Raw genomic sequence first — 15,893 nt, forward strand, 5'->3', positions numbered from 1 at the left:
AAGGAAGTGGGCGGGTGCTTGCGCACCCTGTGTGGTGGGTTGGCGGATGGGTGCTGCGCACCCACCTGCGGTGGTGAGCATTGAGGTGAGTCATGTGGTCGTTAGCTGATCTTGGATCGCAGCCATTTGACTCACGTCAACACACATCCCGGGACGGGCGTTCATCGAGGTGAGTCAAATGGTCGCTTAACGATCTCCAATAGCGACCATTCAACTCACGTCGATGCCTACGCCGGCCACCCTTCCGTCGAGGTGAGTCATATGGTGGCTTAACGATCTTCGATAGCAACCTTTCGACTCACGTCAACGCATACCTGGGGTCCGTCTTTTGTTGAGGGTCTGTGGGTTCGGCGTGTGTGCTCTGGTGGACCGGATCGGCGCCACCGGCTGCGGGGCCTCGAGGTCATCGGCCATGGAGCCGCACCCCCTGCTGAAATCCGCACTGTCTCTTGGGATTTGCATTCACTTTAGGGCCCTAGAGGCAGTGCAGATCCCGAGAGGCAGTGCGGATTTCGACCGTTCAGGTTTCGGCGCGACCGCCTTCGAGGTGGGCCCGCGCTGGCCGCGCAAGTTCCGCGCTCTTTCTGAGGAGCTGCGCCTTTGGCCGTCCAGAGGCAGTGCAGTTGCGAGAGGTAGTGCGGATTTCGACCGGGTCAGGATCCCGGCCCAGGGCGACCGACTCCACGGCGCGCCTGCGTGGGAGCGCGTAAGACCCGCACTTTTTCGGAGATCTGCATAGGTCCTGTACGCCCGGACCCGAGTACGGATGTCAGGAGGGGCGGGGTTGTGGGGTGGGGTGGTTGGGATCAGGGCGACGGAAAGGCTGGTGGGGGTGGGGGTTTCGGTGGTGTGCTCGGGTGTATTCGGTGGCGCTTTAGCGAAGGTGGTCAGATGGCGGGCGTGCGGGCGGTAGGTAGTGGCTCGGTGGTCAAGCTTGGGGCTCGGATTGGGGCTCGGGTCGATGGTGTTCGGCTGGGGGGTGAGTTGGATGGGGGGACGGTTGATGTGATTCGTCGTGCGCTGGTGGCGCACCAGGTGATCTTCTTTCGGGGGCAGGGGCATCTGGATGAGGACGGGCAGTATGAGTTTGCGCAGTTGCTCGGTAGTCCGACGACTCCGCATCCGACGGTTACCTCGCACGGGGTCAAGAGTCTGGCTATCGACTCTGAGCATGGGCGTGCGAACAGCTGGCATACCGATGTGACGTTCGTGGATCGGATTCCGAAGGCGTCGATCCTGCGCGCGGTGCACCTGCCGAGCTATGGCGGCTCGACCACCTGGGCCTCTACTGTCGCCGCCTACGAGTCGTTGCCCGCGTCGCTGAAGCTGCTCGCGGAGAACTTGCGCGCCGTGCACACGAATGTCTACGACTATGCGGCCCGCAATGTGGCACCGCTGCGCCCGAACACCCAGGCCTATCGGGCCGAGTTCGAGTCGAGCTACTTCGAGACCGAGCATCCGGTGGTCCGGGTGCATCCGGAGACCGGCGAGCGGGCGTTGCTGCTCGGCCACTTCGTCAAGCATTTCGTCGGTCTGTCGAGCACCGAATCGCAGACCCTGTACCGCCTGTTCCAGGATCGGGTGACGCGCCTGGAAAACACCACCCGCTGGAACTGGGCACCCGGCGACGTCGCGATCTGGGACAACCGCGCCACCCAGCACTACGCCATCGACGACTACGACGACCAGCCACGCAAGCTGACCCGCATCACCCTGGCCGGCGACATTCCGGTCGGCGTCGACGGCACCGCGAGCACCAGCATCGCCGGCAACGCGGAGCACTACTCGATCGTCGAGGACACGCGGCTGCTGGCCTCGTGAACGAGGGGTTCGGTGCCGGAAGCCGCGCCTGACCGGCGGACCGAATCGATGGGGAGCGAGCACGCGTCGCGGCCAAGCCGCATGATCTTGTTCGGCCGCAGTGAGGTGTCGTCGTGCGCCGCCGCAGCGGGCCCTGAGACACTAGTGCGATGAGTATTCGGCCGTTGGACGGTGTTCGCGTCCTGGAGCTGGGCAATTACATTGCCGCGCCGACCGCCGGGCGCATCCTCGGTGACTTCGGTGCCGAGGTCATCAAGGTGGAGCGGCCGAAGGCCGGTGACGAGTTGCGCAACTGGCGGCTTTACGGCGGCGACACCTCCATGCTGTACCGCACCGTCAACCGGAACAAGAAGTCGATCACCCTCGATCTGCGCAGCGAAGCGGGTCGCGCCGTCGTGCTCGACCTGATCCGTCAGTGCGATGTACTGCTGGAGAACTTCCGCCCCGGCATGCTGGAGAAGTGGGGGCTCGGCCCGGAGGTGCTGAACGCGGCGAACCCGAACCTGGTGATCACCAGAATCTCGGGCTACGGGCAGACCGGGCCGCACGCGTCGCGGCCCGGCTTCGCCGCCGTCGCCGAGGCGGTCGGCGGCCTGCGCGAACTGATGGGTGAACCGGACCGCCCGCCGGTGCGCACCGGCGTCTCCATCGGCGACTCGATCGCGGGTGTCTATGCCGCGTTCGGCACCGTGATGGCATTGTTCCAGCGGGAACGCAAGCCGGACGAGACGCCGATTCCGTTGCGCGAGCGCATCATCGACGTTGCGCTCAATGAGACAATCCTGTCGGTTATGGAATCACTCGTCCCCGACTACCTGGCCTACGGCATCAACCGCGGCCGTGTCGGCGGGTTGGTCGAGGGCATCGCGCCGAGCAACGCCTACCCCTGCAGCGACGGCGTCAGCATCATCATCGGCGGCAACGGCGACGCCATCTTCCAGCGCTATATGCAGGTGATCGGCCGTCCCGACCTGGCCGCCGACCCGGAACTGCACGACAACGCGGGACGCTGGCGCCAGCACGACCTCCTCGACGCGGCGATCACCGAATGGACAAGCAGGCACACCCGCGCCGACGCACTGAAGATTCTCGAGGCCGCGGGCATCCCCTGCGGTCCCATCTACACCGCGGCCGACATTGTCGACGACGAACAGTACAAGGCGCGCAATATGATTCAGCCGTTCTCGGTGGATGTCGGTGCGGCGGAACCGAAGACCGTCGGCTTTCCCGGCATCGTCCCGGTGATCGGCGAGCAGTCCCTGCCCATCCGCACTATCGGCCCGGACCTAGGTGAGCACACGCACGAAGTGTTGTCCGGGCTGCTCGGCATGAGCGACAGCGAGATCGACGCCTTGGAGGCGAAATGAGGGAAGACCGCAGGCGTCCGCCGGGGCGCGGTCCACGCGATATCCGGTCACCGGGGTTCACCCGGCCGACGGTGCATCCGAATCCGGCCGGTGTGCACGAAAAGCCGTGGGGCGGCGTGATGTGCGCGCCGCGTCAGGAGCGAGACGAGCGGTGACCGCCGCGGTCCTGCGCGACGTCACGTTGCGAGATGGCTTGCAGCTCACCGGAAAGGCGCTGCCGGTCGAGCGCAAGGTGGCTATCGTCCGGCGGCTTCTCGGGCTCGGCGTGCCCGAGCTGGAGATCGGCTCCATGGCGCGGCCCGACCTGGTGCCGCCGATGGCGAACACCATTGACCTCATCGCAGCACTGAATCCAGAAGAGCTGCAACGCTGTTGGGTGTGGGTGGCGACGCCGAGGCATGTCGAGAAGGCGGCTGCGGCGGGGGTGTGCAACTTCCAGTACTGCTTCTCGGTCTCGGACGCGCACAACAAGGCCAATATCGGGCGCAGCACCGAGGACAGCGTCGCCGCCATGCCCGACGCGGTCCGCCTGGCGGAGGCGGTGGGTGGCTCGATCCAGTTGTGCCTGGCCACCAGCTTCACCTGCCCGTTCGACGGCCCCGTCGATCCGGAACGGGTCATCGCGATCGCCAACGACCCGCGCACCGCGGGCGCAGGCGACATCGTCATCGCCGACACCCTCGGCCAAGCCCATCCCGCTCAGGTCGCTGAGCTCATTTCCGCCGTCCGTACCCGAACCCCGCAGCGCCGCATCGTCTTCCACGGTCACGACACCTGGGGGATGGGTGTCGCCAACACGCTGGCCGCCATTGCGGCGGGTGCCGCGATGGTAGACGGTTCGCTCGGTGGCCTCGGCGGTTGCCCGTTCGCACCCGGTGCCAGCGGTAACACCTCGACCGAAGACATTCTGTTCGCGACGCGTCCGGACTGGTTTACCCCGAGCATCCTGGCGGCGTTGGTTGACGAGTCCGCGGAATTACTGGCCGAACTCGGTGAACCCAATCGCTCCAGGGCCGCAGAGGGCGCACGCTCGAAAGCCGATGCTTTCGAATGGGTTAGCCAGCCGTCCGCTGGTGAATATTCAGGCAACTATTTGCCCTGAGGTTCCGGTGAGCGATCCACGCGATGCAACTCGCGTGGTGAAGCTTCCATCTCGAAGGTTGCGGAGTCGGGTGCTATGCGCTCGTACTTCAGTGGAATGGTTGTGACAAGCATTGCTGACCAGGGCTCGACTTGTCCTATCTGGGCCGTCTGTGAGCTAAATCTCAAATTAGCCACAAGTTCGCTCGAGTTGACATCCGATGACTTGGTGTCAAACATCCGCTGAACGGGCCGGACTTGAACCGGTTGTGAGACAAGGCCTGACCTGCTGTCCACTGCGAAGACCCCGCCAGCGGCGTGAATCTCCAGTTACCCAAATGATGGACGTATGTCCAGGAATCGCCCGGCGACGCTCCGGCCCCGTGATATCTCTATCGGGTCGGCGCCGAGGGAGTGCCCGGCCGTTGTTCTCTGAAGGGAAAGTCTTTGAAGAAGTTCCGTACGTTCGGTTTCCTCGTTGTCAGCGCGACCGCCATCGTGCTCGGTGGCTCCGGCCTCGCGTCGGCCGAGGTCGCCGAGACCCTGCCCGTCGCCGAGACCCAGATCGCCGACGCCCCGCTGACCGGCTCGGCCGCGCTGACCGCGGGCCTGGCCAAGATCCTCAGCTCGGGCAGCGGCGCGGCGTGCGCCAGCCCGATCAAGGGCTGCCCCGGCGTCTCCTGATTTCAGTGCCGGTGCTCTGCCTCGCCACGACGGGGCAGAGCACCACCCTGAGTGGACGCACCGAGCCCCCACTCGCATAGCGCCGCACCCCTCCCGCTCGCCCGAGCCGGAAAATCGGTCGCGCGTATCAAGTCTCGGTTCGTACTATTTCTGGCATGTTCAGCTACGCCATCGCCGCATCGTCCGCAGTCGCGGGCGCGATGGCCGCTGTCCTGGCCGCATCGGCAGCAGTCGCCGCGCAGCTCGACGGAGCCCGAAGCTGACCTTCCCCGGGATGTCCCGGGACCTCGGACGGGGAAGGTCGCCCCGTCGCTGAGGTCCCGCTCGACACCGTCGGGCACATTCGCTCGTGCCCGCCAGCCAAGCCAGGAAAAACCATGTCCAAGAAGACCTATGTCCGCACCAAGCCGCACCTCAACATCGGCACCATGGGCCACGTCGACCACGGCAAGACCACCCTCACCGCGGCGATCACCAAGGTCCTCGCCGAGCGGGGTGGCGGCAGCTTCGTGCCGTTCGACCGGATCGACCGCGCTCCGGAAGAGGCGCAACGCGGCATCACCATCAATATCGCGCATGTCGAATACGAGACGGCGACAAGGCATTACGCGCACGTCGACATGCCGGGTCACGCCGACTTCGTGAAGAACATGATCACCGGCGCGTCCCAGCTCGACGGCGCGATCCTGGTGGTCTCCGCGCAGGACGGCGTTATGCCGCAGACCGCCGAGCATGTGCTGCTCGCCCGCCAGGTGGGCGTCGAGCACATCGTCGTCGCCCTCAACAAGGCCGACGTGGGCGATCCGGAACTGCTGGACCTGATCGAGCTGGAGGTGCGGGAACTGCTCACCGCCCAGGGCTACCCGGGCACAGAGGCCCCGGTTGTCCGGGTCTCGGGGCTGCGGGCGCTGGCCGGCGACGAGCGGTGGACCGCCGCGCTGGTCGAGCTGCTGGACGCCATCGACACCCACGTGCCGATTCCGGTTCGCTATACCGACGCGCCGTTCCTCCTGCCGGTGGAAAACGTCCTCACCATCACGGGTCGAGGCACCGTCGTCACCGGCGCGGTGGAGCGGGGCCGGGTCCGGCTCGGCGATCGAGTGGCCCTGCTCGGTCTCGACGACGAGCTCGCCACGGTCGTCACCGGAGTCGAAACCTTCGGCCGCACCATGGATTTCGCGGAGGCAGGCGACAATGTCGCGCTACTGCTTCGCGGCATCCAGCGCGGTCAGGTGCGCCGCGGTCAGGTCGTCGCCGAACCGGGCAGCGTTGCCGTGCACCGCGGGTTCACCGCGCGCGTCTACCTGCTCGGCAGCGCGGAAGGCGGTCGCCGCACGCCCATCACCAGCGGCTACCGGCCGCAGTTCTACATCCGCACCGGCGACGTGGTCGGCGATGTGACGCTGCCCGCCGACACCCGGCTGGCGATGCCCGGCGACACGGTCGACCTGACCGTCGAACTCGGCCGCCCGACCCCGGTGGAGCCGGGCCTCGGCTTCGCCATCCGCGAGGGCGGCCGCACCGTCGGCGCGGGCACCGTCCTGACCGCCGGCTAGCGGTCGACACCGCGCGCGGGGACCATCCATCGGTCCCCGCGCGCGGTGCGGTCGAGTGGCGTTCGCCGCGATCAGGTACCGGTCGACAGCCCAGCGGTGGGTTGAGCGTGTTTGGGGTGTGGCTCTAGGGGTGGCGTGGCACCGAAGTGGGTGCGGATTTCGGTGCACGCGCCGATGATTCGGTCGATCTGCTGGTCGGTGAGTGCGGCGTGCAGGCCGAAGCGCAGCAGTGCGCGGTTGCGTGCGGTGAGAGGTGGGCACAGCAGGATGCCGAAGATTCCCCGCGCTTCCAGGAAGTCCCGGATGGCCATGGCGCGCGCGTCGGGTCCGGCCTGTAGCGCGACGATGTGGCTGGCCGAGCCCTCCAGGTCGAATTCGAGCATGGTCAGCGCGCGACGCACCATGGTCGAGAGCTCGCGTAGTCGCTGGCGCCGCCAGTTGTCCAGGCGGATCACGTCGAGTGTCGCGGCGAGGCCCGCGATTTCGTACGGCAGCAGCGTCGAGGAGAAGACCGCGGGATGCGATTCCATCTTGAAGTAGTCGACGAAATCGATCGCGCTCGCCGCGACGAACCCGGCGCGGGCGCCGAAAGCCTTGGCGAGGCTGGCAATTCGATACGGCACCCGTTCGGTGAGGCCGAGTGCCGCCACCATGCCGGACCCGGCGGGTCCGTCGGTGCCGAGTGCGTGCGATTCGTCGACGACGAGCACGCTGTCGGTTTCGTCTGCGGCATCGCAGATCTGGGTGAGCGGGCAGCGGCTGCCGTTGGTGCCGTAGATAGCGTCTACCGCGATGATCCCCGGCCCGTGGGCGCGAATCTGTTCGCGTAGGTGGCCCGGAAAATTGTGCCGGAACGAATATATCGGCGCACCAGCAACTTTCGCACCGTGCCAGAACGACATATGCGCGAATTGATCGATGTAGACCGGCGTTCCTGGGTCCGCGATGGATTGCATCAGGCCGACTTTCGCGTCCCAGCCGGATTGGCAGAGAATGCCGGCCGGTGCGCGCAGGTGGTCGGCGAGTGCGCGTTCCAGCACCACCTGCGGGTGATTGCCGGGCAGGTAGGCACCGGAGGCGAACCGGGGGACGGGCGCGGACCGCAGCGCGGTCCTGATCGCGTGGGTGATGCGCGGATCGACGGCCAACGCCAAGTAGTCGTTACTACTGACAACGATGTCGCCGTAGCCGGGCGCGCGGCCGTGCAGGATGTGCCGCCCGCCCCAGTGCCCGGCGAATCTGTCCGAATGAAATCTTTCGACGCGCAGGCGGATTCGTTCGGCGACAGTCGGGCTCATGGAACTCCTTTCGCCAGCAACAGCTACTTCAGAGCACACGCGTCTCGATTGAACCACCGGCGGATCGGGCCGGGGTCGTATTGCATAACTTGACGGATGACCACTATTTCTCGGGGTCGGATATCTCCGCTAATGAGATTGCTGGCCGTGCGTCACATTTCGTTCGCAATATTTCAGCAATCCCTGAGCCCGGCCGGTTGCGGGCTGGGGTGCCCGACGCAACCGGTCCGGCGAAAAGGGTCAGCGGGTGGCGCGCGGGGCGCCGGGGCCCGGATCGATCCGGGTCGGTCCCGCTGCCGTCGGGAGGACCGGGAAGTCGAAGATGGCGGTCGGGATGTATACGGTGGCACAGGAATTCGGGATGTCGACGACGCCGGAGAAACGCCCCTCGATGGGCGCGGCGCCGAGCAGGAGGTAGGCCTGTTCGGGGCTGTAGCCGAACTTGGTGAGGTAGTCGATGGCGTGCAGGCAGGCGTGTTCGAAGGAGAGCTGCGAGTCGAGGTAGCGCTGTTCGCCGTCGAGGGTCACGGAGGTGCCCGAGAAGGCAAGGTACTCCGAGTAGGTGGGGCCGGAGTTGCCCGGCACGAAGATGGCGTTCTCGCTGACGCCGTAGAGCTCCATGCCGTTCTTGATGAGATCGACCCGCAGGTCGATGAATCCGCCCATCTCGATCGCGCCGCAGAAGGTGATCTCGCCGTCGCCCTGGGAAAAGTGCAGGTCGCCGACCGAGAGGTGGGCGCCGTCGACGAAGACCGGATAGAACACCCTGCTGCCGCGGGTGAAGTTCTTGATGTCCTGATTGCCGCCGTTCTCTCGTGGCGGCGCGGTGCGCGCGGCATCGGCGGCCACCCGGTCGAACTCGGCACCGGACAGCGAACCGAGCACGGCGTCGCGCGGTTCCGGCGGCAGTGCCAGCGGCGGCACCCGCTGCGGGTCGGTCGCGATCAGTGCGCCCTCGCGAGCATTCCACTTCGACAGGAGCGCGGCCGACGGCGCTGTGCCCATCAGGCCGGGGTGGGTCATGCCGGTGAACTTCACCCCGGGGATATGGCGCGAGGTCGTGCTCTGCCCGCTGAAGTCCCAGATCGCCTTGTAGGCGTCGGGGAAGTGTTCGGTGAGGAAGCCGCCGCCGTTGTCGGTGGCGAAGATGCCGGTGTAGCCCCAGCCCTGGCCCGCAAGCGGGCCCGAATCCTCCTGCGGGATGGGGCCGATGTCGAGGATGTCGACGATCAGCAGGTCGCCGGGCCGCGCGCCCTCTATCGCGAACGGGCCGGACAGGCAGTGCACCGTGCTGAGCGGTGCGTTCAGCACGTCCTCGGCGGAGTCGTCATTGTGGATGGCGCCGTCGAACCACTCGCGCACATGCACCCGGAACTCGTCGCCCGGTTTGACGGTGACCGCGGCGGGAATGTCGGGATGCCACCGGTTGTGGCCGACCAGCGTCTGCTCGGTGAATCGTTTGCCGGAATCGAGCGGGAACAGTAGCTCTGGCATCGTCTATCCTTCGGTATCAGGGGCGGGGAAGCTTGTGGTGCAAGGGATTTCGCGTCACCGGTACCGATCGGCGCGGCGGCGGCGCGGCAACCACCGATGGCTCGCTTGCCGTACGTTCGGTCGCGTCGATGAGCCGGGTGGCGGCCGATCCCGGCCGGATCAGCGCCGCGACGCCGAACTGCCGTTTGCTGTTCGACGCGCAGTCCGGGCACGGTGCGGCAACTGGCACGTCGGCCATCGCGAAGGTGAGATCGAAGCCGCCGCAGGCGCGGCAGTGGAACCAGTAGAGGGGCACGCTGACCTCATTATTTTCATATGAATATGTTTCGTATGATGACGATACAAAGCCCGGCAGGTCGCCGCAGCGAAACCGCAAGGTGAAGTTCGTGTTACGAGATTCAGGAGTTCAGTTCGGCGAGCACGCTGAATTCGAGTGCGTCGGCATCGGCCAGATAGACCGGCTGGGTGGTGTGCGCGCCGCGCACCCGCACCTCACCGCGCGGGCCGTCGTAGCTGACCCGTGGCGCATTGCGTTCGATGGTGCGCAGGTCGAGGCTGCGGGCCGACTCGGCGAGCGAGGCGAACAGCAGCAGCCCCTCGTAACAGGATTCGCCGATGTTGTTCAGCGCGGGCGCGGTCGGGCCGAACTCGCGCAGATAACGCGAGCCGAAATCCATCCCGGCCGGCGACACCACGCTCTCGAAATATCCACTGGCGGTGAACAATCCACGCGTGCTGTCGGCGCCGCCCGCGTACAGCACGTCCTCGCCGATCATCATGCTGAGCCGCAGCCGGTCGCCGTCGAGGCCGGACTCGGCGAAGGCCGCGTTGAACGCCGCGCAGTCCGCGCCGACCATGAACAGCAGGACGCCCTGCGCCGGGGAGCGGTGGATCAGCGCGAGTGCCTGGCCGAAGTCGCGTCCGCCGAGCGGAACGAAAGCCTGCCCGACGATCTCGATATCCGTGCTGGCCGTGAATTCCATAGTGGCCCTTGCGGTTTCCCGGGGCCACACGTAGTCGTTGCCGACAATGCACCAGCGGCGGATGCCGTGCTCGGCGCGCAGCCAGCGCAGTGCGGGGAACAGCTGCTGTTCCGGTGTCTCGCCGACCATGTAGACACCGTCGGAGTCCTCGCCGCCCTCGTAGAACGTGGTGTAGACATAAGGCACCCGGCCTGCCGTGTGCGGCGTGATCACCTTGCGCGCGTTGGACAGATGCCAGCCGACGACGCCATCGACCATGCCGGTGCTGACCATCCGGTCGATCGTCGCGGCGAGGGCGGGCAGCGGCGCGCCCGCGTCCACCGGATGAATCCGGACCTGCCGATCGAGAATTCCGCCCGCGGCGTTGATATCTCCGATGGCCAGCGAAGCGCAGGCCTCGCAGGAGGGGCCGAACATGCCCGCCGGCCCGCTCCGTGGCACCACCAGCGCGATGTCGACCGTGGAACGTCGGAAGTCGTAGCACGACAACGGAATCACCACCGTATATTTCCGTTTGAATATTTCCATACGGGGTTGGATATAGTACTGCCGTGGACCATAGCACCGCCCCCGCCGCGCTGGAGGAGTTGGCCCGGCTCGTGCGCAGGGCGTCGCAGGAACTCGACCGGGCGATCGCGACCAGCCTCGGCGCGAGTTCCGTCGCGCGCTGGCATGTGCTTGCCGCGGTGGTGGACGGTGCCGGCCACCCGATGTCGAGCCTCGCGGAGGCGACCCTGCTCACCGGCGCCAACCTGACCCGACTGATCGACGGGATGATCGCCGACAACCTGGTGCATCGCAAGGTCGACGACACCGATCGTCGCCGGGTGCTGGTGTTCCCGACCAAGCGCGGGGCGCAGGCCTATCAGGCGATGAACCGTGCGGTCGGCGCGAGTGGCCTCGACGAGCTCGCCGCGGGGAACAGCCGATTGGCCAAGTCGTTGGCCGCCATGCTCGATCAACTGCACGCCGAGCCTGTTACCACGTAACTCACCCCGGCCGCTACCACGGAATCCGTCGCCGCGCATCGATACCCGGAGAGTCGGGGAAGTCCCTGATGGCGCGTGGGCGCGAACGCGGTAAGACTGGTGTGCATGACTTCGCAAGCTTTGGGTTCCGACACGGCTGACGTGGCGGTTACAACCGATGTCGCGGCCCGCGCTATCGACCTGACGAAGGTCTACGGGTCGGGAGACACGCAGGTCCGGGCGTTGGACGGGGTGTCGGCCGAGTTCGCGAAGGGGGAATTCACCGCGATCATGGGACCCTCCGGGTCCGGCAAGTCGACCTTGATGCACTGCCTGGCCGGACTGGACAGCGCGAGCAGCGGCACCGTGCGGATCGGCGATACCGACCTGGCCGGGCTCTCGGACAAGCAGATGACGCGGCTGCGGCGGGATCGGATCGGCTTCGTCTTCCAGGCGTTCAACCTGGTGCCGACGCTGACGGCACTGGAGAACATCACGCTGCCGCTCGACATCGCCGGGCGCAAACCGGACCAGGCCTGGCTGGACACCGTGCTGAAGCGGCTCGGCCTCAACGATCGGCTCACCCATCGGCCCAGCGAGTTGTCCGGCGGCCAGCAGCAGCGGGTGGCCTGCGCGCGGGCGCTCGCGGGCAAGCCGGAGATCATCTTCGGCGACGAGCCGACCGGCAACCTGGACTCGAAGGCCTCCGAGGAGGTGCTCTCGATCCTGCGGGCCGCGGTGGACGAGTTCGGGCAGACCGTGGTGATCGTCACACACGAGCCGCATGCCGCCGGGTTCGCCGACCGGGTGGTTTTCCTGGCCGACGGCCAGATCGTCAATGAAATGCGTGATCCCACCTCGGATACCGTGCTCGACCGGATGAAGGCGCTGGAGCAAGCCTGATGAGTGGTTCTCCGATGCGGAAGGTTGCCCTGCGCAACTTGGCCGCACATAAGGTGCGGCTCGCGCTCACCTTGCTGTCGGTGGTGCTCGGTACCGCGTTCATCGCGGGCTCGTTCGTGTTCACCGACACGCTGCAGAGCACCTTCGACGGAATCTTCGCCGGTCAGGCGAAGGGGGTCGACGTGCGGGTGAGTCCCAAGGAGCGCCAGGCGCAAGGGGTTCCGAACAATATCGTCGACGAATTGCAGAAGTATCCCGGGGTGCGGGCGATCGCGCCGAGCGTCAACGGCACCGTGGTGCTGCTGACGCCGGACGGGAAGAAGGCCATCCAAACCGGTGGCGCGCCCACCTTCGGCCAGTCGTACCTGCCGCCGGAGCGGGCGGTCGCCGAGCCGAACAAGTTCGTCCAGGGCGTGCCGCCCACGAAACCTGGTGAGATCGCGCTGAATATCGGCGGCGCCGAAAAGGCCGGGTTGAAGATCGGCGAGCACACCAAGGTGTTGATCCCGTCGCAGGGCAATCCGATCGACGTGACGCTGACCGGCATCTACCAGGTGCCCTCGGACACCGGCGGTTTCATCGGCGTGCTGTTCGACGACACGCAGGCGCGCAAGCTGTTCACCGACGGGTTGCACGTGGCCTATGTCGACATCGCGGCCACCGGCATTCCCGGTGACCAGCTGCGCGACAACCTCGTCAAGGCACTGCCGAACTACAAGGTGCAGAACGGCGATCAGGTACGCGCGGACCTGAAGAAGGAAGTCTCCAACGCGCTCAACTTCATCAACTACTTCCTGCTCGCGTTCGGCGCGATCGCGCTGATCGTCGGCACCTTCATCATCTACAACACCTTCTCGATGATCGTCGCGCAGCGATTGCGCGAACTCGCCCTGCTCCGCGCCGTCGGGGCGAGCAGACAACAGGTCGGGCGATCGGTGGTGGCGGAGGCGTTCGTCATCGGATTGATAGGCAGCGCACTGGGATTGGCCGGCGGCATCGGGTTGGCGTTCGGATTGTCCGCGGTGCTCAACGCGTTCGATCTCGGGCTGCCCACCGGGTCGATGGCGGTGCTGCCGCGCACCATCATCGTCGGGCTGCTAGTCGGCCTCGCCGTGACGGTGCTCAGCGCCTACGCGCCTGCCCGGCGGGCGGCTAGGATTCCGCCCGTCGAGGCGATGCGCGAGGAATTCGCTTCGGCCGGAGACTCTTTGCGGGTGCGGACGTTGGTCGGCGCGGTGCTCGCGGTGGCTGGGGCGGTGCTGGTCTACGTCGGTGCCAAATCCACCGGGGGCAACGCGGCTTTGACCGTCGGCATCGGCGCGCTGGCGCTGATTCTCGCGATACTGCTTGCCGCGCCCGCGCTTTCGCGGCCGGTGGTCGGCGGACTCGGCGTGCTGATCCGGCCGTTCGGCCCGATCGGGCGGATGGCGCGCAACAATGCCGCACGCAACCCGCGTCGCACCGCCGCAACGGCTTTCGCGCTCACCCTCGGGCTGATGCTGGTGACCGCGATCGGCATGCTCGGCGCCTCGGCGAAGGCGAGTGTCAGTGTGCTGGTCGACAAGGGCGTGAAGTCCGAATATGTGCTGGCCGGACAGCAATTCGTCGGGGTGCCGTTCGGTGCCGCCGACGCGGTCCGCAAGTCGGTGCCCAACGTGGCCGACGTGGTCGGGATCCGCGGTGTCGGCTTCAAGCTCGGTGACGACCAGATCGGCGGTACCTCGCCGGACGGGAAGCTCGACCAGGCGCTGAACTACGAAATACTGCGCGGCAGTGCGACTCTCGGCGACCGGGACCTCCTGGTGTCCGAGGACGAGGCGGACAAGCGGGGCTGGCGGGTCGGCCAGGAGGTCTCGCCGACCAGCTTCGACGGCAAGAAGGTTCCGCTCACCGTCACCGGCATCTACCGCAAGACCCCGGTGCTCGGCGCGCTGGTGGTGTCGCCGGTGGTGTACAAGGAGGTAGTACCGCTCAACTTCCAGAGCAACGTCGTCGTGCTGGTCACCGCCAAGCCCGGCGCGAACCTGACCGAGATGCGCAGTGATCTGGAAAAGGCGGTCGAGCCGTTCCCGGTGGTCCAAGTGCAGGACCGGGAGGAATTCAAAGGCGCGCAAGGCAAACAGATCAATACCCTGCTTGCCATCCTCTACGGTCTGCTCGCGCTGGCGGTGGTGATCGCCATCCTCGGCATCGTCAATACGCTGGCGCTGTCGGTAGTGGAGCGGCGCCGGGAGATCGGTATGTTGCGGGCGGTCGGGATGCAACGCTCTCAAGTGCGCCGAACTATCTATCTGGAATCCATGCTCATCGCGGTCTTCGGGGCGATCATCGGCGTGCTCCTCGGACTCGGTCTCGGTGTGGGATTCCTGCGCACACTGCGTGATCTCGGGCTGGACCAGATCGCGATTCCGTGGTCTCAGCTGGTGCTCGTCTTGGTGAGCTCGGCCGTGGTCGGCGTGCTGGCCGCGCTCTGGCCCGCGGTCCGTGCGGCAGGCACGCCACCGTTGGCGGCCATCGCCGACCTGTAGTGCCACCGCTGTCCGGCGGGCCGCGATGCGTCGGGGCCCGCCGTTTCTGTGCCGAGGTCGGCCCCGCGGTGGAATCGGCTGGCCCGCAGCGGGTCCGGGGCGGTGCGGTGAACAGTTGTGTCTGTCCCGTCACACCGGGCTGAAGTATGCCGGCAGGTGATGCTAAGTTAAACGGAGGATGTAGCTCCGCTTAATTGCCGGGATCGGCCTGGTTCAACGGGGAAGGAGGCCGCAGGCAATGGTGGCTGTTGGTCTTGGCAGGCCCGGTGCCGGATTCGAGGTCGCGCCGGGCGGCATCGTCGAGCGGGTGCGGGCGGCGGTACACGGGCGCGGCGGCGAGGCTCTCGGGCAGCTTGCCCTGATCACCGTGCTCTACCTGGGGTATCGCGTCGGCCGGATGGTCACCGCCGACGAAACGGTGCGCGCGTTCGGCAACGCGCGTCGCATGCTCGGCCTGGAGGACCGGCTCTGGCTACCGGAGGAGACGACGCTGCAGTCGGTCTTCGTGCGGCACAACTCCTTCGCCCTGCCCGCCAACTTCTATTACGCCACCGCGCATTTCACCGTCGCGGTGGCGGTCCTGTTGTGGCTGTGGATGTTTCGGCCGGAGCACTATCGATGGACCCGCAACCTGATGGTCGCGTTGACCGCCGCCGCGCTCGTCGTGCACGTGCTGATTCCGCTCGCGCCCCCGCGCATGCTGCCGGAGTACGGCTTCGTCGATCTGGCCGCCGTGCACGGCCAATCCGTTTACGGTTCAGCCGAATCCGGCGGCCTGTCCAACCAATTCGCCGCCATGCCCTCGCTGCACGTCGGCTGGGCGCTGCTGCTCGCCTTCGCCATGGTCGCCGCGACCCGCACGCGGTGGCGCTGGCTGGCCCTGGCTCACCCGGTGCTGACCACCCTGATCGTCGTCGGCACCGGCAACCACTACTGGCTCGACATCATCGTTGCGATCGGTTTGCTGGCCGTCGCCGCGCTGCTGCATCCGAAGCTCGTCCCGACCTCGGCGACCGCATGGGGCATCATGGGCCCCGTCGCGGCAAAACCGCTGGTGACCAGCTGAAAACTTGTCATCCGGCGGGCTGTCGAACGCGGCTCACGCCCGCGACCCCTGTCGTAGGATCTCCTGAGCTGTCCGGTTCGCCCGTTCAGATAGGAGCCCGATGGAATTCCTCACCACGCTCTCCACCCTGCTCGGCATCGCCGTG

General features: G+C 66.6%; 14 protein-coding genes. 10 read left to right on the forward strand and 4 right to left on the reverse strand.

Annotated elements, in window-relative coordinates; genetic code table 11:
• Positions 1-891: 891 nt before the first annotated feature.
• From ACIA8C_RS03245 to tuf, 6 genes are all read left to right on the forward strand, one after another.
• Complete coding sequence (locus ACIA8C_RS03245) at positions 892-1,821, forward strand: TauD/TfdA dioxygenase family protein (RefSeq protein WP_397130589.1); 930 nt, start codon at positions 892-894, stop codon at positions 1,819-1,821.
• A gap of 149 nt (positions 1,822-1,970) precedes the next feature.
• A complete protein-coding gene (locus ACIA8C_RS03250) occupies positions 1,971-3,188 on the forward strand; it encodes a CaiB/BaiF CoA transferase family protein (protein ID WP_396998764.1) in 1,218 nt (405 codons plus the stop codon).
• Positions 3,185-3,343 carry a hypothetical protein gene (locus ACIA8C_RS03255; protein WP_396998765.1) on the forward strand — a complete coding sequence of 53 codons (159 nt, stop codon included), beginning with the start codon at positions 3,185-3,187 and terminating at the stop codon, positions 3,341-3,343. The genes ACIA8C_RS03250 and ACIA8C_RS03255 overlap by 4 nt, the downstream gene beginning before the upstream one ends.
• Entirely contained in the window at positions 3,340-4,290 is a 951-nt protein-coding gene (locus ACIA8C_RS03260; RefSeq protein ID WP_397130590.1) for a hydroxymethylglutaryl-CoA lyase, read from the forward strand. Before ACIA8C_RS03255 ends, ACIA8C_RS03260 begins: the two co-directional genes overlap by 4 nt.
• 425 nt (positions 4,291-4,715) lie before the next feature.
• Positions 4,716-4,952: a hypothetical protein gene (locus ACIA8C_RS03265; protein ID WP_396998768.1), complete on the forward strand. Its 237-nt coding sequence runs from the start codon at positions 4,716-4,718 to the stop codon at positions 4,950-4,952.
• A gap of 377 nt (positions 4,953-5,329) precedes the next feature.
• Positions 5,330-6,508 carry an elongation factor Tu gene (gene tuf, locus ACIA8C_RS03270; RefSeq protein ID WP_397130591.1) on the forward strand — a complete coding sequence of 393 codons (1,179 nt, stop codon included), beginning with the start codon at positions 5,330-5,332 and terminating at the stop codon, positions 6,506-6,508.
• 71 nt (positions 6,509-6,579) lie between these two features.
• Here tuf and cqsA read toward each other — a convergent pair whose 3' ends face one another.
• The 4 genes from cqsA to ACIA8C_RS03290 all read right to left on the reverse strand — a co-directional run bounded on the left by cqsA (position 6,580) and on the right by ACIA8C_RS03290 (position 10,811).
• On the reverse strand, positions 6,580-7,806 hold the full coding sequence (cqsA, locus tag ACIA8C_RS03275) for an alpha-hydroxyketone-type quorum-sensing autoinducer synthase (RefSeq protein ID WP_397130592.1): 1,227 nt from the start codon (positions 7,804-7,806) through the stop codon (positions 6,580-6,582).
• 240 nt (positions 7,807-8,046) lie between these two features.
• A complete protein-coding gene (gene fmdA, locus ACIA8C_RS03280; RefSeq protein ID WP_397130593.1) occupies positions 8,047-9,300 on the reverse strand; it encodes a formamidase in 1,254 nt (417 codons plus the stop codon).
• Between the two features lie 16 nt (positions 9,301-9,316).
• A complete protein-coding gene (locus tag ACIA8C_RS03285; RefSeq protein WP_397130594.1) occupies positions 9,317-9,595 on the reverse strand; it encodes an FmdB family zinc ribbon protein in 279 nt (92 codons plus the stop codon).
• A 103-nt stretch (positions 9,596-9,698) separates the two neighbouring features.
• Positions 9,699-10,811, reverse strand: a complete 1,113-nt coding sequence (locus ACIA8C_RS03290) for a substrate-binding domain-containing protein (protein WP_397130595.1) — start codon at positions 10,809-10,811, stop codon at positions 9,699-9,701.
• A gap of 23 nt (positions 10,812-10,834) precedes the next feature.
• Between ACIA8C_RS03290 and ACIA8C_RS03295 the strand changes: the two genes are divergently transcribed.
• The 4 genes from ACIA8C_RS03295 to ACIA8C_RS03310 all read left to right on the forward strand — a co-directional run bounded on the left by ACIA8C_RS03295 (position 10,835) and on the right by ACIA8C_RS03310 (position 15,748).
• Complete coding sequence (locus tag ACIA8C_RS03295) at positions 10,835-11,272, forward strand: MarR family winged helix-turn-helix transcriptional regulator (RefSeq protein WP_397130596.1); 438 nt, start codon at positions 10,835-10,837, stop codon at positions 11,270-11,272.
• A gap of 105 nt (positions 11,273-11,377) precedes the next feature.
• Positions 11,378-12,154, forward strand: coding sequence for an ABC transporter ATP-binding protein (locus ACIA8C_RS03300; RefSeq protein WP_397130597.1), 777 nt, complete (start codon positions 11,378-11,380; stop codon positions 12,152-12,154).
• Between the two features lie 14 nt (positions 12,155-12,168).
• Positions 12,169-14,682 (forward strand): ABC transporter permease, encoded by a 2,514-nt coding sequence (locus ACIA8C_RS03305; RefSeq protein WP_397130598.1) that lies wholly within the window; start codon positions 12,169-12,171, stop codon positions 14,680-14,682.
• Between the two features lie 238 nt (positions 14,683-14,920).
• Entirely contained in the window at positions 14,921-15,748 is an 828-nt protein-coding gene (locus tag ACIA8C_RS03310; RefSeq protein ID WP_397130599.1) for a phosphatase PAP2 family protein, read from the forward strand.
• Positions 15,749-15,893 lie beyond the last annotated feature (145 nt).

Origin of the sequence: Nocardia sp. NPDC051321, assembly GCF_044455225.1 — a bacterium.
In the GTDB taxonomy this organism is placed as follows: domain Bacteria; phylum Actinomycetota; class Actinomycetes; order Mycobacteriales; family Mycobacteriaceae; genus Nocardia.